Here is a 21,853-nt window from a genome sequence, read left to right on the forward strand (position 1 = left end):
TTCAATGAATAAAATTTCAATTGAAGGAATGGTTTTTTATGCGAATCATGGTTTTTATGAAGAGGAGAACAAGATTGGCGGTAAGTTTTCAGTTGATCTAGAGTTTGAAACACGTTTTGAATCTGAAGCAAGTGAAAAAGACAACATAGATGGGACGGTTAATTATGAACAAGTTTACGCCATAGTAGAGGGCGAAATGAAGATTACTTCCAAATTATTAGAGCATTTAGCGCAGAGAATCATTGAACGGATGTATAAAACCTTTAATAACATTTCTAATATTAGACTCAAAGTGAGTAAATTAAATCCTCCATTAGGTGGTGAAGTTAAAGCAGTTTCAATCATTTTAGAGAAATAGAAGAAAGCGGAGTAGTTTAGAAAACATTTTGGTAATTTTGAACCTTCATTATAATATGGTCTCGTGGCCGAGTGGCTAGGCAGTGGTCTGCAAAACCATCTACAGCGGTTCGAATCCGCTCGAGACCTCAAAATCCCATTTCCATCTGACTATTCAGATTTGAGGTGGGATTTTTTTGTAACGATGCGAATTTTATTAGTAGACAATTACGATTCATTTACTTATAACCTACTCCATTACTTGGAGAAGGTTTCAGATACAACTGTAGACGTTGTAAGAAATGATAAATTGATATTGGATAATGTTGGGAATTACGAAAGAATTGTGCTTTCTCCTGGCCCTGGATTACCTGAAGAAGCTGGTTTATTAATGCCTCTTATCAATCGATTTAAGCTGTCAAAAAAAATATTAGGAGTTTGTTTAGGCCATCAAGCAATAGCGAGCTCCTATAACGCTAAATTGACCAACTTAGAGCAGGTTGTGCATGGAGAGGCTTGTCCAATGCATATTCGCAACAATAAAAGCTTGTTTGAAGGTTTGCCTAAGCATTTTAATGTCGGTAGATATCACTCTTGGGTTGTTAAAGAGGCGGAATTGCCGAAAGAATTAACTTGTTTGTCTTCTGATGAAAAAGGCAATGTGATGGCATTTCAGCACCTATCTCTACCGTTATTTGGTGTTCAATTTCATCCAGAGTCTATACTAACAGAATATGGATTAGAGATTATCAAAAATTGGATGAATACATAAAAAAAGACGTCTGCTAATTTAGCAGACGTCTTTTTTTATGCGTTTATTGAAAAAAATTATTCTCCAGTCACTTTTGTTCTATACTTTGTAACAATAAGTCCGCTTACTATTTCAGAGTCAACCGTGGCAACTTTTGTAATACCACCTTTTTTTGCAGCTGCTACGATACCTAGGTCTGCTGAACCAAACATGATTCCAAAATAAGTTTTCTTTTCGGCTATTCCTACTTTAGTTCCAACACTGTTTTTAGTAACTAATGCTTTTGGAGCTACATATGGTCCTGAAACAGAGCAAGAGGATAAAACTCCTACAAAGCAAACTAAGATTAAAGTTTTTATATATTTCATAATATTATTTTTTTATTCTCCTGTAATGATTAATTCTTTTTTACCAAATATGATATAGTTGGTGTATTTTACATCCACAGTGGAAACACCACCAGTGATTTTACCCTTCTTGGCAGCTTCTGCGATACCGTATTCTTTATTTAATTGAATATAACCAAGAACCACAGTTGTTTCACTTACTCCTTTCTTAGGACCTATTGGCAGTTCAGTTACTGCTAGTGGAGTAGTAATTGAACAAGAAGAAAGTACTGCAGACAAAATAGCTGCACTTGCAATATATTTTAATTTTTTCATCTAAATTTCTTTTTAAGTTATTAACTGTATTACTCTCCAGTAACTACTGTTTTATAAAATGGTACAATGAACACAGTTACTTTTGTGTCAACACTTCCAATTTTATCAATTTTTCCTTTTTTTGCTGCGGTAGCCATCGTAAAGTCTTTATCTTTACTAAACGCACCACCTTTAGCAACTCCTTTTTTAGTCCCTATAGGATTACCAGTTACAGTGTGTGATTCATAGACCACGCATGAAGACAGCGAAAAAATCACTGCAGCCATTAATGTTAATTTTTTCATATTTGTTAATTAGAATAAATAATTTCCCTCTATATTTTACTCTAGAGCGTTTTTCTTAGTTGTACAATGATATGTATTTAAAATGGTTAAGAAAAGTTAAATTGGATTTTTCCACAAAAAAAGGGGGTTAGACTCTCTAACCCCCTTTTTAATAATTTGATAATGAATGGATTTATAAATCAAATTTAATCCCTTGAGCTAATGGCAAATCATTCCCGTAATTGATTGTATTCGTTTGTCTCCTCATGTACACTTTCCATGCATCAGAACCAGACTCTCTACCGCCACCGGTTTCTTTTTCTCCACCAAATGCTCCCCCAATTTCAGCACCTGAAGTACCAATATTCACATTGGCAATTCCACAATCGGAGCCTTGAGTTGAAAGAAACAATTCCATTTCTCGCATATTGTTTGTCATTATTGCAGATGACAATCCTTGAACAACTCCATTCTGAATTTCAATGGCTTCATCTAAAGTTTTGTACTTCATGATGTAAAGAATTGGAGCAAATGTTTCATGCTGAACAATCTCCCAAGAGTTGTCTGCTTCTGCAATAGCTGGTTTTACATAGCAACCAGACTCATATCCTTCGCCTTCAAAAACACCGCCTTCAACGATCACATTTCCACCGCTCGCTTTCACTTTTTCTAATGCAGCTAAATAAGTATTAACAGAGTCTTGATCGATTAAAGGACCAACGTGATTTTTTTCATCCAACGGATTTCCAATTCTCAACTGCTTGTAAGCATTTACCAATTGGTTTTTTACCTTATCGTATAAACTTTCGTGAATGATTAATCTTCTTGTTGATGTACATCTTTGTCCACAAGTTCCAACAGCTCCAAATACCATGGCTGGAATACACATTTCTAAATCTGCAGATTCCGTAATAATAATAGCATTGTTTCCACCTAACTCAAGCAAAGATTTTCCAAGTCGTTTTCCAACAGTTTCCGCAACTATTTTACCCATTCTGATAGATCCAGTTGCAGATACTAATGGTACTCTGCCGTCTTGAGTCATTAATTCACCGATCTTATAATCACCATTGATTAAACAGCTAATTCCTTCTGGAAGATTGTTTTCTGCTAATACTTCAGCAATAATGTTTTGACAAGCTACTCCACATAAAGGTGTCTTTTCAGATGGTTTCCAAATGCAAACGTCTCCACACACCCACGCCAAAGCTGTATTCCATGCCCAAACTGCTACAGGAAAATTAAATGCTGAAATAATTCCAACTACACCTAAAGGGTGGTATTGCTCATACATTCTGTGGTTTGGACGCTCAGAGTGCATGGTTAATCCATGTAATTGTCGAGATAAACCCACCGCAAAATCACAGATGTCTATCATTTCTTGAACCTCTCCCAAACCTTCTTGGTAAGATTTTCCCATTTCATAAGAAACCAGTTTCCCAAGCGCTTCTTTCTTTTCTCTTAACTTTTCACCGAATTGTCTTACTATTTCACCTCGTTTTGGTGCAGGAGTAGTTCTCCATTCTTTAAAGGCTTTTTGCGCAGCCTGAACCGTTTGCTCGTATTGTTCAGGAGTAGTTACTCCTACTTTCCCGATTAATGCTCCGTCTACAGGTGAGTGAGATGAAATGGGGTCAACATCGTTTTCCATCCATTGATTACCTGTTGATGTTCCATGATTGATCTCTTTCAAACCCAACGTTTTTAAGTCTTGAGAGATATCGATTTGTGATTGACTCATATTTTTTTGTTTATTTTTCAATGCTTTAACAACAAAGGTAGGATTTCAAATTTTGGATTAAAAGAGATTCTGATTAGAAAGTATAAATATGGGACATAAAAAAACTCCACCTCGAGAAAGGTGGAGTTTTGAATAAATTATGCGGTAAAAAGTTTAGAATTTATAAGACAATCCTACACTTAACACTTCTTTGAATTGAGTTCTTGGCCCTGTTTTGTCAACAATTCCATCATCATTACTATCAATCGCAATATCGATATCATCATCATAAACTAATGTAGCAGAAACGTTAGCAGTAATGAATTTATTAACTTTCATAGATAAAATTGTTTCCCAGTTCACATCAATGTTTTGTGGATTTTCTGTGTAGTTTGAAAACAATTCCAATTTAGTTTGGAAATTTACATTCTCCATAATGTCCTTATTGTATTGTGCTTTCAAGTATCCCCCGATTTCTGCTCTAAAAACATCACCTGTATCAACTCCAAAGGCACCTGCATTTGACAAATCGTTGTCATTTACAATCGTGAATTTACCTGTAGCGGGAGATAGGTATAGTGAGAAATTACTATTCGGTTTGTAGTCCATACCAATAGATGCTAAAACATAAGCAGGAGCGAACAAATTTGAAATTTTTGTTGAATCATCTGGATAGTTATAACCTGGTGCAAATTGAGACTTAAAGTTTACTAAAGCTGAATAATACCAAACCTTAGAAGCTTGTCTACCATACTTAGAAGTAAAGTCGATTTTATCATCACTTTTTCTGAAAGCATCATCTCCTTGTTGAAAGATACCATATCCAAGGTCTAATGTATTGTCCCAAGAGTGAATTCCTTTTTTGTACTTAGCAAATACATTCAAAAACCCATTTAAAGCAACTGAACTCTGACCACCACCGGCCCAGTTGCTCAATGCTACTTGTGAGAAATTGAAAGAAACTAATCCACCTTTTGTCCAATAGCTAGTATCAGCAGCTGGAGTTGGTGCAGGTGTGTTTTGAGCTGAAGCTGTCGAAACAAACAACAAACTGGCAACAAAAAAACTTAAAATGTGAGATGTTTTAATTTTCATGCGTGTTATTTTTAATTTTTGTTTTACTTGTTTAGGTGTGTTAAAAAACACTAAATGTATTTGAATCTGCGAAATAACAGAAAATGTACTTCTTCCTATCAGTAAATTCGCCCAATTGTTATAAATCACATCTAATTGGAACAATTCTTTATTTAAATGGTATCAATTGGGATATCAATAGAAATCTATGAATAAAATTATCATTATTCCACTATTCGCCCTTTTCTTTATACTGATTGATTGGTATGTATTTCAGGGTGTTAAAGCGCTAATTCAAAACAGTTCAGAACTGACGCAAAAGTCTGTAAAAATTGCCTTTTGGTCAATTACTGCCTTGTCTTTGTTCGCATTTTTTCTGTATCACTTCAGTAATGTGGACTTGTTAGGGAAGTCAGTTCGTATGTTTATTCTAGTAGGAATCTTTATGAATTACTTAGCTAAAGTATTCTTCGCTGTATTTCTATTGATAGATGACATTAGCAGAGGAATTCAGTACTTAGTTCAGAAATTTTCCAACCCTACTCCTGCTATAGTTTCCGATAAAGAAAGTCACATTCCTCGTTCTCAATTTATATTAAAAACGGCAGTAGTTGTTGGAGCAGCTCCTTTGGTGGCTATGTCGTGGGGAATATTATCTGGTGCTCATGACTATAGAGTGAGGCGAATTAAATTGCCATTGCCCAACTTGCCTAAAGCTTTTGAAGGGCTCAAAATAGTTCAGGTTTCAGATATCCACGCTGGTAGTTTTTGGAATAAAACAGCCGTGCAAGGAGGTATCGAAATGTTACTAAATGAAAAACCAGACGTCGTATTTTTTACTGGTGACTTGGTCAACAATCAAGCGGTAGAAATGAAAGAATGGATTTCTACTTTCTCAAAAGTGAAAGCTCCATTAGGAGTGTTCTCAGTCTTAGGGAATCACGATTATGGCGATTATGTCAATTGGGGATCTGCGCAAGAAAAACGCCAAAACTTAATTGATCTGGTGAATATACAAAAGGGCATGGGCTGGAATTTGTTGGTCAATCAGAACCATATTCTAGAAGTAGATGGAGAACAAATTGCCATTGTTGGAGTAGAAAACTGGGGGGCTAAAGCTCGTTTTCCGAAATACGGAAAGTTAAGTGAAGCCATAAAGGGAACTGAAAATGTTTCTACCAAATTATTGCTATCTCACGACCCAAGTCATTGGCAAGCTGAAGTGTTGCCAATGTATCCAGATATTGATGCCATGTTTTCAGGGCATACACATGGAATGCAGATGGGGGTTGATATTCCAGGCTTCAAATGGAGTCCAGTTCAGTATGTTTATGATGAGTGGGCGGGTCTTTATCGGCAAGATAATCGATACTTGTATGTCAATAGAGGATTCGGATATATTGGCTACCCTGGAAGAATTGGCATGCCACCAGAAATTACTACAATTGAATTAACTCGAGGGTAAAAAATCATGATAAGAATACTAAAGTTTAGTCTGGTTTTGATTAGTATCGCAATAACGCTGTTTGCTTTTAAGGGGCATAATACAGGAACTCTTGCTTTGACAATTAATCAAATTAAACCTCTTGAAGGCGCTATTCGTATTTTGATGTTTAATGGAAAAGAAGGATGGCCAAATGACCCCACCAAAGCAGTTTATATTAAATCCATTACAGTTGATCAGTCTGAGATTAATTTAGAGATAAAGGATCTGAAATATGGAGATTATGCAATTGCAGTGTTGCATGATATTAACCTAAATGAAAAGGCAGATAAATCAATTATTGGAATTCCAACTGAACCATTTGGTTTTTCAAACTATCCGAAAATTACCTTCGGGGTGCCTGATTTTGAAGAGGTTTCTTTCACATTTAATAAACCCACTAAACGACTGCTCATTGAAATGAAAGAAATTTAATCTCGTTGAATTGTTTTCTCCCATTCTTGTTTTCCTTCACTATTGTAGATCATAATCTTCATCACTCTTTCTTTCAAACTACCCGAAAATTCTAGAATAGCAAAGTTATTCGTTGCGGTGTGTGTTCCTTCTACTCTCAGTGTATTGGCTTCTTCAATGGTGTTGTAATATTTAGCAGTTAACGGAGAAACCGTCAAATCGTAGATGTTTATTTCATTACCGATGTTTAAATGACTCAATTCTGTTTTGTGCCGGTCTCCAGTAACAAACACTACTCCTTTTATTCCTTCTTCTTCGATTCTTTGCAGTAAATAGGCTCTTTCTTCAGGGAAATTGGAATAATTCTCATAAACTGCAGCCGTATTCAATACTTGACCACCAACTGCTACTATTTTGAAAGGAGCATCACTACTTTTTAATCCGTCAATCAACCATTCAATTTGGGCTTTACCCAGCATCTGTTTTGTGCCTGTTTTTCTATTGTTGGCATTACGTTCGAATCGATTATCTAGTAAGAAAAAATCAACGTCGTTGTATTCAAAGGCTGAGGTAATTCCGGGAAGATTACTTACTCCGTAAAATGGGTTTCCCCAATAGGCTTTAAAAGCGGCTAAGCTATTTTCTTTCCCGACGTAGCTTCCGTCTGCGTCGTTGGGTCCGAAGTCATGATCGTCCCAAATGGCATAATGATGAGTGACTGAAAGTAAGGTTTGCAACTCTGGTGTGGCTCTATCGGTGGAGTAGCGATAGAAAGTAGCAGCTTTAGAATACAAGTCAGCGTCTCGCAGGTAAAAATTATCACCTAACCAAAGCATTAGTTCTGGTTGTTGAGCGACAATCTGGTTAAAAATCCCATAGTTTCTACCATAAGGTTCTCCTGGTCGGTCGTATTGAGATTCGTTGAAATAGGCGCAGCTGCCCAATGCCATTTTAAATGTTGGTGGATCAGTTCGGAATTGCCAGTTGGTTTGTGTTTTAAAACGATAGATTTTAGTGCTGTATTTCAAGTTGGGAAGGCGGATTTGGTAATGATAAGTTGTTCCCGGTTCCAATAATTGAGTGATGAACTTAATGGTGTTGTGATTTTCAATTAGCGCTTCTTTATTCAATCGAATACTGTCTTCGCTACCTTCTTTCCAGTAAATAATCTCAGCGAACTCAGATTCTTCTAATTCCACCCAAACGAGCACTTCTCTCATAGTGTTGTAGCCGAGCATAGGGCCCGACTTTATTTGAGCGGAGAGCATTGTTGAAGCTAGTAGTGTGAATAGAGTGACGAAGAGCTTGTTCATGTTCTTTTTTTACAAGAATACGCTGTATTTACAACTGCTCCAAATTTTTTAAATCACTATTTTGTTAAGGAATATTTTGTTAGATCTTTATTTGATAACCATTTATAAAAAATCGCTTACCTTTATGAAGTGTTGCAAGATGGAACTAGCATTCACCAAGGTAAACTAATTATTCAAAAATGAAAAATGGATTAACTTATTTCATTATTTTAGTAATATTCCAAATAGTTGGAAAGAGGGCTGAGCTTTTGGCTCAGCCTTCTTTTTCCATGGATACCACCTTTCAGCCATTCTTCGATTTGCGTCCACAACCTAGAGGAGGACCTACTTATGATTTATGGGAGAACCCCTCCAATGGGAACCTTCACATAGCAGGAGATTTCCGTTATTTTATTGGCAATGACCCCTATTATTCCATTTTAAGTACTCATCGCGATGGTAGTCGTAATTTTAATTATATAGGGTTTGGAGGTTCTGGATATACTTTTATATACCCTTTTAACGATTCCGTTCTGATTTTAGGTACAGGAGGGGGGGGTGGGTATAGCCCTATGGACCTCAAAGGAAATCCCATTTGGACGAATTGGTTTCAGAACTACCGCCAAACGGTGAGTTGCTCACATGCTTACTGGCCCTATTTTTTTCCGAATGGGTCTTCATTAATGACCAATGTTTGGTATGCCAATACCAGTGTTTGCCCCATTAAAAATCCACCCGATACTTTTCCGTCTCAGCCTATTATTAAAGTAGACTCTTTGGGTTTTTACGATTCTACCTTCAAGCATACAACCAATGGTACAGTTGACGGGTTTAAGCAATACGATAGCACTCGTTTATTTGCATTTGGTCTCCTCCGAGAGTTTACTGAGTACGATGGGCAAACAGTTAATGGAATTTGTAGAATCTATACGGATGGCACCTTGGATACTACATTTAAGAGTCCAATATTGCCAGGGAATGGACGAGTAAGGGCGGAATTAGTAGAGCCGGATGGAAAAACCTTTATTGTGGGTAACTTCCAATTGGTAGATTATCCCAATCGATGGTTTTCACTGTGTCGTTTAAATGTGGATGGTAGTGTAGACACTACTTTTAATAATTTGGGTTGTCCGGTTGATTCTAACCGTATTGGGACAGCAGGAATAGGAAGTGTTGGAAGCGTGATTAAAACCCCTGATAATGGATATATATTGGGAGGCGGTTTTAATCAAGTACAAGGATATGCAAAAAACAGTTTAGTAAAGTTAGATTCTTTAGGAAACATAGAGCCGCAGTATTTTACTTCTCGAGGGCCTGATACTACGCATGCTTGGAAAATGCAAGGCGGAATTTCAAAAATTGTAGAGTCCAAATTTGGAGGGTATTATGTATTAGGCGATTGGACGTATTGGGATGGCGTACCAGCACAGCCCATTATTCGCCTCCATGAAATGCAAGTGGTAGGCCTAAAAGAGCAGCAGCAATCAGGAACATTGCTTAAGGTATATCCCAATCCGGTGCAGGAACAGTTGTATTTGGAGTATTTGCCCAATGTGCGCGTTAGTTCTATTCAATTGTATGATTTACAAGGTAAAATGGTGCAATCGGTTAATCAGAAAGTCAATTCGATTGCTGTCAATGGCTTAAAAAATGGCATTTACTTTCTAAAAGTCATTTCAGAGAACGGGGTGAGTACGGAGAAAGTGGTGGTAGCTAAATAAGCTTATCAGACCTCCAAGGTTTTCAAAACCTTGGAGGTCTTTAATATGAAAATGCTCAATGTGACAGAAACGTCTAAGCGAAAACAAAAGCTAATTTTCAAGTAAGATTAATTGGTGCGATTGGCCTTGAGTGATTCTCGAGGTTTTCGAAGTAGAGCCTTAGTAAATTCGTCTAGCTCCGAAGCCCTTTACTTCGGCAAGGCTCAGTATAAACTTAAAAAGCTCAGGACAAAAAACGAATGACTTCATAAAATAAATTGGTCAAAGCCTTGAATTTTTGGTTCATTTTGGTTCAAGCCAAAAGAACAAAAAGTTCAATCTACTTTTCGCTAATTAAATCGTCCTTGTCTTCAGAATTTTGTTCTACAATCGGCATAGTTTCGACCTCGTTCATGGATTTAGGACCATATATAAACGACATGTCTTCTACTGGTTCTACCTTTTTACCACTTGCTACTAAGGATACAGCCATAATAATACAACTGATAATAATGGTATACAAGAGAATTCCGGAGTCAAAGTTCTCTACTTGATATTCATCAGGAATAGCAAAGAACAAAAGAATAGTGATCAATCCTCGTGGCGCAAGAAACAATTGGGGTAGGATATCCTTCTGTACAAATACTTTCAAAACAATAAAACGAATGATATACAATCCAAGTAAAATCAATCCGCTAATGATGGCCACTTTTACATTGAATAACGACTGCAACGTAATAGTGATTCCAAAAAGTACAAAGAAAAATGTGCGCACTACAAATGCACTTTCTATCGTAACTAAATGAAACTCATGAGACACTTTCTTTAATGAACTTTTATTGATCCACTTCTTCATGAATCCTCGGAAGAAGATTTTATAATTATTAAGTACTAAACCAAATACAAGTATGATAATTAATGAAGAAAGGTGGAATAATTTACCAACGGAGTACAACATTAACAACACAGCGATAAGTAAAAATAGTTTTACTTGTGAGTTGAGTTTTTGGAATATGAGCACAAGTAAGTAGCTAATAACTAAGGATAAACCTACGGTAATAGCAATGTTACTAATGACATCAAAAACGATTAGTTGAGTGCTTTCTGTTTCGGCATTTCCTGTTAGGAAGTAAAATAACATAATCCCTAGGATATCAGAAAAAGTGCCTTCATAAACCATAAATTCCTTTTTTTCAGAGCTTAGTCCACCTACACTCGGAATAATTATGGCGCTACTCATCACTGATAATGGAACAGCATAAAGGATGCAAGTGAAGACATCTTTGATTAAAAAAAAGTTGATAATATAAGCCAAAACAAAAGTAGAACCGAGCAAAGAAATCAAGGCCACAGAAAAGGATTTCCAGATGGTAGGCCACTTTTCCTTTGTTAATTCTAGATCTAATGCAGCTTCTAACACAATCATAATTAAACCTACAATCCCTAACAACTCTAATATGTTAAAAAGTTGTCCTTCAGGAACTTTTAAGTCTATAACATTCATTCCTTGTTTGGTCAGAATACCTAAAACAATCAGCAATAACACACTGGGAATGTTGGTTTTCTGTGAAATAATATTAAAAAAGTAGGACAGAATAATGACTAAGCTAATTCCTATGATGGCAGTATATGGTCCGATTATTTGCATGGTTATGGAGTTAATTCTTGGTTGAGGTAATATCCATATTTACCGCATTGAAGATTTGTTCTGCTAAAATAGGGAAATATGTGGAAGTAATGGACTCCAAATTATTGTCAGAGGCCGGAAATGGAGTGGTAGCTAAGCCTTTTGAAACTACTGTACCTCTTCTGGAATACAAAGTATAATGTACTTTGGCTATTCGGTCATAGGTATTGCCTTCCATTTGAGTGAAGTCGCCATATACGTTTCTAAATTCAAGCTGGTTAATAAGTAAATACAATGAGGCATTGTATCTATTATTCAAACTATCGACTACTTTTTGGTCAGAAATAATGGCATTCATAAATTTATTCTTTTCATCACGCTCAGTTACGATTTGTCCACCGTAAGCCGATTCGTCCTCTTCCTTTTTGAAGGTCTTCGACAGCTTCGTCTGAATGCCTTTTAATTTTTCTTCTGCTTTAGGAGTGCTTTCTTCGGGTAATACTTCGTATTCAAGCTTTCGAGATCTATAAACATAGGTTAAGTCTTGTTCTACATCGTCCTCCATGAAATAGAAAGAAAGCACTTGAAATTGTTCGTTGAACGTTTGATATAAGTATAAATCTAGCGCTTTGGCAAATTCACTTTTCACTGCTTTGCCGTCTAAGTTATTCTCTAAACCAACTTGCCGATCGATTTCAGAAATGTACATAAAGGGTTCAAAAGGGACTATTAACACAGCCGCTTTATCTGCGGATTTTCCACCACTATACTGCATTGTTCCACTTTGAGAAAAGGAATAAAGTGAAAAGAAGGAAATCGAAAATAATAAACTCAGTTTTCTCATAAAGGGAATTTTATTCATTGCAAAAATAGCACACAATAAAACGCTAGCCTTATTCCAAAGGAGATGTTAAAAACAACGTGATGTTAACAAGCTACTTTTACTGAAATAGCCTGATGATGTCGTTTCCATTGGCCAATAGCATCAATGCTAATAAGATTACAAATCCCACAACTTGAGCATTTTCTAGGAATTTATCTGAAGGTTTTTTACCGCTAATGATTTCCACTAATAAAAACAAAACATGTCCTCCATCCAACGCAGGAATAGGAAGTATATTCATAATGGCTAATATAATCGATAAAAAGGCGGTAAAGCTCCAGAAACGCTGCCAGTCCCATTCAGGAGAAAAGGCTTTTCCAATACTAATAAATCCTCCTAACGACTTGTAAGCTTCAGTTTCTGGTTCAAATACTAGCTTCATTTGCTTGATATAGTTATCAAAGGAGTCATAGGCTTTATTGATTCCTGCTGGTACCGATTCGATTAGAGTATATTTTTCGGTAGAGAATGTAATTTGTTCGTCAATTGGGGTGATTGCAAATCCTAAAGTACCATTTTTACTCACTCTAGCCGATAGGTTTTGCGTTGCACCCTCTCTTATTAGTTCTAGCTCAACCTGACTAGAAGGGTGTGCCTTTAAATATTTCACTACATCTTGAAAATATGGAGTAGCAGTATTATTTATTGCTGTAATGCGATCACCTACTTTTAAGCCTGCAGAATCTGCCGGAGAATTGGGTACAATTTCATTGACTTCAGCAATCACAGCTGGTTCAATAAAACTTTTTTGGTTTTTAATCAATTTAGAAATGGTGCCTTCTGGTAAAGTGATTTCTTCTTTTCTACCTTCTCTTTCAATGGAAACTTTTTTGGCATTATTGATCAGTATATTCATTTGAATATCGCTGAATTTGGTTACTTTTTCTCCATCAACGGCCAATATTTTATCGCCACTTTTTATCCCCATTTCTATGGCTGTAGTATCGGCATAAACACCATAAGTTAGTCCATCAGTTGGGATGTATTCGTTACCCCAAGTAAATAAAATCCCGGTATAAATTACAATTCCAAGAATAACGTTTACAATTACACCACCTAGCATTATGATTAATCGTTGCCATGCTGGTTTAGAGCGGAATTCCCATGGTTTGGGATCTTCCTTCATTTGCTCTTTGTCCATCGACTCATCGATCATTCCGGAAATTTTTACATATCCTCCCAGAGGTAACCAGCCTACTCCATATTCAGTTTCTCCTTTTTTGAATTTGAAAAGAGAAAACCATGGATCGAAAAATAAATAAAATTTCTCAACTCTAGTTTTAAATAGTTTGGCAGGTATAAAGTGTCCTAATTCGTGAAGAATTACAAGAATCGATAAACTAAGAATAAGCTGTGCAGCTTGAATAAGTACTTCCATTTTTAATATAAATCAACCGCGAAATTAAGCATAATCAACACTTTTCTACCAACCTAGGTTCAAATCAGTGTTAAATTTGATTAAACAGTTAGTTTCAACCTACAAAGTTAGCTGCTAATCTTCGACTTTCTTCGTCGCTATTCATGTAGTCTTCTAAGGTGGGTTTTTCAATAAAAGTAGCTGACTCTAAGCATTTTGAATTTATTTCAGCAATCTCTAAAAATCCAATTTTCTCTTCTAAAAAGGCACGGTTAGTGATTTCATTGGCTGCGTTAATAATACAAGCGGCATTTCCTCCACGCTTCATTGCCTCATAGGCTAAATTCAGATTTAAAAAAGTTTCAGTGTCCGCTTTTTCAAAAGTCAATTGAGGATAATCTAGAAAGTTAAAACGAGGAAAGTCTGCAGGGATTCTTTCTGGATAAGCTAAAGCATATTGAATGGGTAATTTCATATCTGGTAATCCCATTTGTGCTTTCATACTTCCATCAGTAAACTGAACAATACTGTGTATAATGGATTGTGGATGAACGATTACGTCGATCTGTTCGGGTGCTAATTGAAATAGCCACTTAGCTTCAATTACTTCTAATCCTTTATTCATTAAAGTGGCAGAATCGATGGTTATTTTGGCTCCCATCTCCCAATTGGGGTGTTTCAAAGCTTGTGCACGAGTGACGGATGCTAACTTTTCAGCATTCCATCCTCTAAATGGTCCACCAGAGGCAGTGAGGTAAATTTTTTCGATTGGATTATGGAATTCACCAGTCAAGCATTGAAAAATAGCAGAGTGTTCTGAATCAACAGGCAATAAGGGAACACGGTTTTTTGCTGCCAATTGTGTGACAATATCACCGGCTACTACCAATGTTTCTTTATTAGCTAAAGCAATTGCTTTTTTCGCTTCAATGGCTTTTAGAGTGGGCTTCAATCCAGCATAACCAACTAAAGCGGTCAAAACGATATCTATTTCATTCATTTCCACTACTTGCTCCAGTGCCGCCGAACCTGCATAGGTTTTGATGTCATGGTTCCATAAAGCATCAGCAACCATTTTATACTTACTTTCATCGCAAATAACCACAGCATTAGGCTTAAACTCTATCGCTTGTTGGATTAATAATTCTGCATTGGTATTGCTTGTGAGTACTTCTACTACAAATTTGTCTGCATGACTTTTTATAACTTCCAATGCCTGAGTTCCAATGGAGCCGGTAGATCCTAATATGGCGATGTGTTTTTTCTTTATTTCCTCCTCTTGATTTACCATAGTTTGCAAATTTGATAAAAATGATTCAACTATTTTCTTTTGAATTTTTATTTCAACTTCAATCCGTTTTAAAAAATGGAAATGATGAATCAATCCAAAAGATGATAGATTTCCGTATTTGTGATAAAAAGTTGATATGAAAGCATCAGAACAGAATATCAGAGTGGTAAGTTGTCTTTTAATTTTAGCACTGCTTTGTATGTTAATATTAGGCTTATTGCCTCCCGGTAAGGGTATTGGGAATAAAATGAGCAGTATTATCGAGTTGCAAATGGATTAAATTATAATAGCTAAATTTACACTCTTAACCAGTTAGTTACAGAATTAACCATGAAGAAGATTCCATTTTACTTAGCAATTGCCTCTGTGGTTGCTATTCAAGCATCATGCGGAGCGCCTAAAACTCCTCAAAATGAAGAACCAAAAGAGATCAAAAATGACACCCTTTCTAAAGTGGTAAAGGCGCGTCCCGAGATTTATGCAAAAGTTGCTTTAACAACTGATATAAATCAGTTGACAGAAAACGAGAAACAAGTGATTCCTTTATTGATTGAAGCAGCTAGATTAATGGATGAAATTTTCTGGAAAGAATCTATTCCTGAAAATATTAATGTTGATTTGTCAACCTTGACCCCTGACCAAAAATTATTTTATCAATTGAACTATGGTCCATGGGATCGATTGGATAACTTCAAATCCTTCGTAGAAGGAGTTGGTGAAAAACCATTAGGTGCTAATTTTTATCCAGCGGATATTACTAAGGCGGAGTTTGAGGCAATGAGCGCTCCAGACAAAGCAAGTTTATATACAATTGTGAGAAGAGATTCCTCGAATAATTTGATAACTATACCTTATCATCAATTTTTTAAAGAACAAGTCATGGCTGCTGATGTATTGGAAAAAGCGGCTAAGTTGACAGAAGACAAAGAATTAAAAAAGTACTTGACTTTAAGAGCTGAGGCATTAAGAACCGATAAATATGATCCTTCTGATATCGCTTGGTTGAATATGCAAAACAATACTTTGGATTTAATTATTGGACCAATTGAAAACTATGAAGATAGATTATATGGCTATAAAGCAACACACGAAGCTTATGTGTTGGTGAAAGACAAAGTGTGGAGTGAAAAGTTAAAGAAGTATGTGACTTATTTGCAAGAGTTACAGGAAAACCTTCCAGTGGATGCCACGTACAAATCGGAAAAGCCAGGAACTGATGCGCAACTGAATGCTTATGATGTGGTTTATTATGCTGGGGATTGCAATGGTGGTAGTAAAACTATTGCTGTTAATTTACCAAACGACGAAGCAATTCAAAAAAGTGTAGGAACTAGACGTTCACAATTGAAAAATGCGATGCGTGCAAAATTTGATCAAATTCTAATTCCTATTTCTGAAGTGTTGATACATGAATCTCAGAGGAAGAACATCACGTTTGACGCTTTTTTTGCAAATACTATGTTTCATGAAGTGGCTCACGGTTTAGGCGTAAAAAATACAATCGATGGAAAACAAACGGTCCGTGAGGCCTTAAAAGAAAAATATTCGGCTTTAGAAGAAGGGAAGGCTGATATTCTAGGTTTATACATGATTCATCAATTGCATGGCAAGCAGGTATATACAGATGGGGAGTTGATGGACAATTATGTAACGTTCATGGCAAGTATTTTCAGGTCAGTTCGATTTGGGGCTGCTTCTGCTCATGGGCAGGCCAATATGGTTCGATTCAACTTCTTTAAGGAAAAGGGTGCTTTTGTATTTAATGAGGATAAAACTTATTCAGTAGACTTTGACAAAATGACTGATGCAATGAATGAATTGTCTGCCATTATATTGAAATTACAAGGTGACGGAGATTACGATGGAGTGGTGAAGTTGTTGGAAACAAAAGGTGGAATTGATGATCAACTGAAGACTGACCTACAAAAATTGAATGATGCAGGAATACCTGTAGACATCTATTTTGAACAAGGAGTTGAAGCTTTGGGCTTAAATTAATTAACGCCAATCATAATATAGAGTTAATATACAATCTAAAGAGGGATAATACTTTTGCCCCTCCATATAAAACAGAAATTACGAATTAAATTAAATAATTATGAAGAAAATTCTACTCTCAGCTTTGGTCATTGCTGGTACGTTATTTAGCAGCCAGTTAAAAGCACAGTGCACCGACCTCTTCTTTTCAGAATACTTGGAAGGAAGTAGTAATAACAAAGCGATTGAAATTTACAATCCGACATCAGCCTCAATTAATTTAGGAGATTATGTTCTTTACAGGCATAATAACGGTTCAAGTTCTCCTTCTGATAGCCTTCACCCTCAAGGTGTAGTTTCCTCAAAGGGTGTTTTTGTGATTGCAAATCCTTCTGCTATAGCAAGTATTTTGGCTGTTATGGATACAACACATACATTAACTTTTTACAATGGTGATGATGCTATCTGGCTTAAGAAAAAATCAACTGGTGATACTTTAGATATAATTGGAATTATAGGAAATGATCCTGGTGCAAATTGGACTGTAGGAACTGGCGCTACTTCAGAAAATACATTAGTGAGGAAATTTTCTATTGATAATGGTCAAAAGAATTGGGCAACATCTACTTCTGAATGGTTAGTGTTTCCGCAAAATATGGCTGATTCATTAGGAGCTCATACATCTACTTGTGCTGCTGCTGCAGCGCCTCTTTCAGCTTCAGCTGTTGGAACGAACGTTTCTTGTAATGGTGCAAATGATGGAGCAATTGACTTAACTGCAACTGGAGGAACAGCTCCATATACATACGCATGGAGTAATGCTGCAACAACTGAAGATCTTTCAGGTTTAGCAGCAGGAACTTATAATGTAACAGTTACTGATGCTGCTTCAGCTACGACTACTGCTTCAGCAACTTTAACACAGCCTTCTGCTATCATGCCTACAATAACTGTTTTAAATTCTATTTCATGTAATGGAAATACAGATGGAATTTTAGTAGCAGGCGCAACTGGAGGTTCGGGTGGTTATTCCTACGCTTGGAGTAATGCAGTTTCTGGAACTACCAACTTAAATATTGGGGCAGGAAGATATACAGTTACAGTTACAGATAATTCGTCTTGTTCAGATACTGTTTCCTATTTGTTATCAGACCCTGCAGCAATTGGAATAGCAGGAAATATTAATAACGTTACTACAAATGGCGGTTCTGATGGATCAATTACATTGACTATAACAAATGGAAATGCTCCTTTTACCTATTCTTGGAGTAACTCAGCAACAACTAAAGATATTTCAGGTTTAGCTGCAGGCACCTATACAGTTCAGGTTACAGATAATGGAAACTGTATTAATTCTGAGTCTTTCACTGTGACTCAGCCTTCATCAATTACTATTACTAAAACATCTCAAACAGATGTGCTTTGTAATGCTGATGCTACAGGTGCAATAGATTTAACCATATCTGGAGGAACTACTCCTTATACTTATGTTTGGAGTAATGCTGCTACAACAGAGGATCTTTCAGGAATCACAGCGGGAAACTATAACATTACAGTTACAGATGCCAGTAGCACTACCGCTGTTTCAAGTTATACCATTACTGAGCCAACTGCAATTGTTGCCTCAGGAATAATAACCAATGTTTCTTCAAACGGTGGAAGTAATGGAGCTGTAGACGTTTCAGTTTCTGGAGGAGTAACTCCATATGCTTATTCTTGGAGTAATGGTGCGACAACCGAGGATGTGATGGGATTAATTTCAGGTTCATACTCCCAAACAGTTACCGATGCAAATGGTTGTACTTCTGTTTCTCCATATATCGTAACTCAACCAGCAGCATTAGTAGCGTCTATTACATCTCAGACAAATGTTTCATGTAATGGAGGGGCAAATGGTGCTATTGATTTAAGTGTTTCTGGTGGAGTATCACCATATACATATACATGGAATAATTCAGCAACAACTGAAGATCTTTCAGGTTTAGCTGCAGGGACTTATAATGTTATCGTATCTGATGCAAATAACACAACAAGTACAGCTAGCACAACGATTACTGAGCCAACAGCAATTGCTATTGTAGATGCAATCACGAATGTTTCGGCAAATGGTTTATCTGATGGAGCTATAGATATTACTGTAAGTGGAGGAACTTCTCCATATGTATTTGTGTGGAGCAATACATCTACAACGGAAGATTTATCAGGGTTAGCCGCAGGCTCTTATTCTGTGACAATTACTGATGCAAATACTTGCTCAGCAACTGCAAATTATACAGTAACTCAACCCGCTGGATCTTTGGCCAATATGATAATTACTGAAATTTATTACAATGGTCCTGAATCAGGCACAGACTCTACTGAGTTTATTGAGCTTCAAAATATTGGTAATACTTCGGTGAGCTTAAATGGTTATAGTTTTACATCAGGAATTACGCATACTTTTTCAGGAGGTACAGTTGCTCCAGGTGCTTATTTTGTAATTGCATTTGATTCCTCTGGATTTAGAAATACATTTGGAATGAATGCTGATGCTATTTGGGCGTCTGGTGGTTTATCAAATGGAGGAGAATTAATAGTATTAAAAGATGATTTTGGTAGAACAGTTGATTCTGTAGACTATGATGATAGCACTCCTTGGCCTTCGGGTTCTGCTGCAGGGAATCCTGATGGAGGCGGTGCTTCCATTATATTGTGTGATTCACTTGCCGATAATAGTATTGGATCTAACTGGAGCGCAGCAATTTCTCCAGTATCTGGTGTGATTGTAAATGGACTTCAAGTATTTGCTAATCCTGGTATGAAAGGCCTTTGTGCTGCACCAATGTCTATAGCAGTAGCTTTAGATTCAAATGTGACTTGTAATGCCGGTATGAATGGTGGAGCTACTGTTAATGTAACAGGAGGCTTAGCACCATTTACATATGCATGGTCTAATTCTGCAACAACTGCATCAATTACAGGTGTAGCTGCAGGTAAATATTATGTAACGGTTACAGATGCATTAAGTACTAGCTTAAATGACAGTGTGACAATCACAGAGCCTACTGCAATCGTAGTAACAGATGCAATTACCAATGCTTCAGCAAATGGATTGACTGATGGTGCAATTGACATTACCGTTACAGGTGGAACAACTCCTTACACTTTTGTTTGGAGTAACTCTGCTACTACTGAAGATATTTCAGGAATCGGAGCAGGTTCTTATACTGTGACTGTTACTGACGCAAATGCTTGTACTTCTGCAAACACTTATAGTGTAACTCAACCTACAACTATTACATTAGTTGATGTTATAACAAATGTTTCATGTAATGGAGGAGCAGATGGCTCTATTGCTTTGACTACTTCTGGTGGTGTATCTCCTTACACTTTCGTTTGGAGTAATGCAGCAACAACAGCGAATATTTCTAGTTTAACAGCTGGGGCTTATAATGTAACTGTAACAGATGCGAATTCAGCTACAGTTACCGCTTCTTATACAGTTACAGAACCAACCGCACTTGCTATTTCAGGTAACGTAACTAATGCAACTACTTTTGGTGGTTCAGACGGTTCTGTTTCAACTACTGTAACCGGGGGTACGAGTCCTTACACTTATTTATGGAGTAATGCAGCAACTACTGCAACAGCTTCTAGTTTGTCAGCAGCGAAGTATTACTTAACAGTTACTGATGCTAACTTATGTACAAAGGTTGATTCTTTTGTTGTAGGACAACCTGCAGGAGCTATAGCTAGTTTGGTTATTACCGAGATTATGTATAACCCTGCTGAGTCAGGAACGGATACAACGGAGTTTATTGAATTTGTGAATGTTGGTTCAACCCCAGTTGATATGACAGGATACAATATCGTTGAAGGTGTAGTGTATGCTTTCAATAACTTAGTTGTTGCACCTGGTCAATATGTTGTTGGAACAGTAGATTCTTCAGGTTTTAGAAATAGATTTGGCTTCGACGCTGATTTTGTATGGACTTCAGGAGGATTAAGTAACGGTGGAGAGGACATCACTATTGTTGATAATTTTGGTAGAACTGTTGATTCAGTAGATTTTAAAGATGTAGCCCCATGGCCATCTGGTTCTGCAGCAGGATTACCTGATGGTGGTGGTTCTTCAATCGTATTGTGTGACTCTACAGCTGATAATAATGTGGGCTCAAATTGGTTTGCAGCAACATCACCTGTAGTAGGTCAAATTATTAATGGATTCCAAGTTTATGCTAATCCAGGTGTTGGAGCTCCATGTATTCAAGCTATAGTACCAACAGTAGTCATTGATTCAAATGTTACTTGTAACGGATTGTCTAACGGTGGAGCAACTGTTTCTGCTACTGGAGGAACAGCACCCTATTCTTTCGCATGGAGTAATACTGCTACTACGGCTTCTATAACTGGTGTAGCTGCAGGTACCTATACAGTTACTATAACTGATGCTGCATCAACAACAATAATTGATAGTGCGGTAATTACTGAACCTGCTGCTATATCATTTACTTCTACTATAGTGGATGAAACTTCTGCTATGAATGATGGATCAGTTGATATTACTGTTTCAGGAGGAACTAGTCCTTACACATTTAATTGGAGTAATGCTGCAACTACTGAAGATATCACTGGATTGGCTGCGGGAACCTACACAGTAACAATTACTGATGCTAACAACTGTACATTTGTTGATTCAGCTATAGTGGCTTTTTCTGTAGGGTTGAATAAGGTTGTATTGAATAACAGCTCAGTGAACATATTCCCTAACCCAACTAAAGGAGCATTTACAATTGAGACATTTGCTAAGTATAATCAAGTAACTGTAATGGACATTACAGGAAAAGAAGTGTTTACAACAAATGTTTTCAAACCAATGCAATCTATCGACTTAGGTCAACAAGAAAAAGGGATATACTTTATCGCTATTCAAGGTGAGAATGGAAGAGTAATGAAGAAGGTGATTGTTCACTAGACTCATTCTATTTTAATACTTTTAAAGCCCTTTGCTCGAAACGAGCAAAGGGCTTTTTGTTGATTATGT

General features: G+C 36.7%; 17 protein-coding genes and 1 tRNA gene. 8 read left to right on the forward strand and 10 right to left on the reverse strand.

Features of this window, described 5'->3' with window-relative positions; genetic code table 11:
* Nucleotides 1-4 precede the first annotated feature (4 nt).
* From folB to GQN54_RS02845, 3 genes are all read left to right on the forward strand, one after another.
* A complete protein-coding gene (gene folB, locus GQN54_RS02835; protein WP_160631748.1) occupies nucleotides 5-358 on the forward strand; it encodes a dihydroneopterin aldolase in 354 nt (117 codons plus the stop codon).
* Between the two features lie 57 nt (nucleotides 359-415).
* A tRNA-Cys gene (locus GQN54_RS02840) sits at nucleotides 416-486 on the forward strand.
* Nucleotides 487-541: 55 nt separating this feature from the next.
* A complete protein-coding gene (locus GQN54_RS02845) occupies nucleotides 542-1,108 on the forward strand; it encodes an anthranilate synthase component II (protein ID WP_160631750.1) in 567 nt (188 codons plus the stop codon).
* Between the two features lie 56 nt (nucleotides 1,109-1,164).
* Here GQN54_RS02845 and GQN54_RS02850 read toward each other — a convergent pair whose 3' ends face one another.
* From GQN54_RS02850 to GQN54_RS02870, 5 genes are all read right to left on the reverse strand, one after another.
* The gene (locus GQN54_RS02850) at nucleotides 1,165-1,455 is read right to left on the reverse strand and encodes a TRL domain-containing protein (RefSeq protein ID WP_160631752.1); all 291 of its coding nucleotides are present in this window, start codon (nucleotides 1,453-1,455) and stop codon (nucleotides 1,165-1,167) included.
* Nucleotides 1,456-1,467: 12 nt separating this feature from the next.
* Nucleotides 1,468-1,749, reverse strand: coding sequence for a TRL domain-containing protein (locus GQN54_RS02855; RefSeq protein ID WP_160631754.1), 282 nt, complete (start codon nucleotides 1,747-1,749; stop codon nucleotides 1,468-1,470).
* A 29-nt stretch (nucleotides 1,750-1,778) separates the two neighbouring features.
* Nucleotides 1,779-2,033 carry a hypothetical protein gene (locus tag GQN54_RS02860; protein ID WP_160631756.1) on the reverse strand — a complete coding sequence of 85 codons (255 nt, stop codon included), beginning with the start codon at nucleotides 2,031-2,033 and terminating at the stop codon, nucleotides 1,779-1,781.
* A gap of 172 nt (nucleotides 2,034-2,205) precedes the next feature.
* Nucleotides 2,206-3,753: an L-piperidine-6-carboxylate dehydrogenase gene (gene amaB, locus GQN54_RS02865; RefSeq protein WP_160631758.1), complete on the reverse strand. Its 1,548-nt coding sequence runs from the start codon at nucleotides 3,751-3,753 to the stop codon at nucleotides 2,206-2,208.
* Between the two features lie 153 nt (nucleotides 3,754-3,906).
* Nucleotides 3,907-4,827, reverse strand: a complete 921-nt coding sequence (locus GQN54_RS02870) for a DUF3078 domain-containing protein (protein ID WP_160631760.1) — start codon at nucleotides 4,825-4,827, stop codon at nucleotides 3,907-3,909.
* Between the two features lie 187 nt (nucleotides 4,828-5,014).
* Between GQN54_RS02870 and GQN54_RS02875 the strand changes: the two genes are divergently transcribed.
* Nucleotides 5,015-6,271 carry a metallophosphoesterase gene (locus GQN54_RS02875; protein ID WP_160631762.1) on the forward strand — a complete coding sequence of 419 codons (1,257 nt, stop codon included), beginning with the start codon at nucleotides 5,015-5,017 and terminating at the stop codon, nucleotides 6,269-6,271.
* A 6-nt stretch (nucleotides 6,272-6,277) separates the two neighbouring features.
* Nucleotides 6,278-6,724: a DUF2141 domain-containing protein gene (locus tag GQN54_RS02880; RefSeq protein ID WP_160631764.1), complete on the forward strand. Its 447-nt coding sequence runs from the start codon at nucleotides 6,278-6,280 to the stop codon at nucleotides 6,722-6,724.
* Here GQN54_RS02880 and GQN54_RS02885 read toward each other — a convergent pair.
* Complete coding sequence (locus tag GQN54_RS02885; RefSeq protein WP_160631767.1) at nucleotides 6,721-8,016, reverse strand: alkaline phosphatase D family protein; 1,296 nt, start codon at nucleotides 8,014-8,016, stop codon at nucleotides 6,721-6,723. The genes GQN54_RS02880 and GQN54_RS02885 overlap by 4 nt on opposite strands.
* Nucleotides 8,017-8,195: 179 nt before the next feature.
* Between GQN54_RS02885 and GQN54_RS02890 the strand changes: the two genes are divergently transcribed.
* A complete protein-coding gene (locus tag GQN54_RS02890; RefSeq protein WP_160631769.1) occupies nucleotides 8,196-9,716 on the forward strand; it encodes a T9SS type A sorting domain-containing protein in 1,521 nt (506 codons plus the stop codon).
* A 319-nt stretch (nucleotides 9,717-10,035) separates the two neighbouring features.
* Here GQN54_RS02890 and GQN54_RS02895 read toward each other — a convergent pair whose 3' ends face one another.
* The 4 genes from GQN54_RS02895 to GQN54_RS02910 all read right to left on the reverse strand — a co-directional run bounded on the left by GQN54_RS02895 (nucleotide 10,036) and on the right by GQN54_RS02910 (nucleotide 14,853).
* Nucleotides 10,036-11,343 (reverse strand): cation:proton antiporter domain-containing protein, encoded by a 1,308-nt coding sequence (locus tag GQN54_RS02895; protein WP_160631771.1) that lies wholly within the window; start codon nucleotides 11,341-11,343, stop codon nucleotides 10,036-10,038.
* Nucleotides 11,344-11,353: 10 nt separating this feature from the next.
* Entirely contained in the window at nucleotides 11,354-12,166 is an 813-nt protein-coding gene (locus GQN54_RS02900) for a hypothetical protein (protein WP_160631773.1), read from the reverse strand.
* A 97-nt stretch (nucleotides 12,167-12,263) separates the two neighbouring features.
* Nucleotides 12,264-13,583, reverse strand: coding sequence for an RIP metalloprotease RseP (gene rseP / locus GQN54_RS02905; protein ID WP_160631774.1), 1,320 nt, complete (start codon nucleotides 13,581-13,583; stop codon nucleotides 12,264-12,266).
* Nucleotides 13,584-13,677: 94 nt separating this feature from the next.
* Nucleotides 13,678-14,853, reverse strand: coding sequence for a 1-deoxy-D-xylulose-5-phosphate reductoisomerase (locus tag GQN54_RS02910; RefSeq protein WP_160631776.1), 1,176 nt, complete (start codon nucleotides 14,851-14,853; stop codon nucleotides 13,678-13,680).
* 330 nt (nucleotides 14,854-15,183) lie between these two features.
* Here GQN54_RS02910 and GQN54_RS02915 point away from each other — a divergent pair, with 330 nt between their 5' ends.
* Both GQN54_RS02915 and GQN54_RS02920 read left to right on the forward strand, forming a co-directional pair.
* Nucleotides 15,184-16,851: a dipeptidyl-peptidase 3 family protein gene (locus tag GQN54_RS02915; protein ID WP_160631778.1), complete on the forward strand. Its 1,668-nt coding sequence runs from the start codon at nucleotides 15,184-15,186 to the stop codon at nucleotides 16,849-16,851.
* A gap of 100 nt (nucleotides 16,852-16,951) precedes the next feature.
* Nucleotides 16,952-21,784 carry a lamin tail domain-containing protein gene (locus GQN54_RS02920; RefSeq protein WP_160631780.1) on the forward strand — a complete coding sequence of 1,611 codons (4,833 nt, stop codon included), beginning with the start codon at nucleotides 16,952-16,954 and terminating at the stop codon, nucleotides 21,782-21,784.
* Nucleotides 21,785-21,853 lie beyond the last annotated feature (69 nt).

It is taken from the genome of Acidiluteibacter ferrifornacis, assembly GCF_009909615.1.
Lineage (GTDB): Bacteria > Bacteroidota > Bacteroidia > Flavobacteriales_E > Vicingaceae > Acidiluteibacter > Acidiluteibacter ferrifornacis.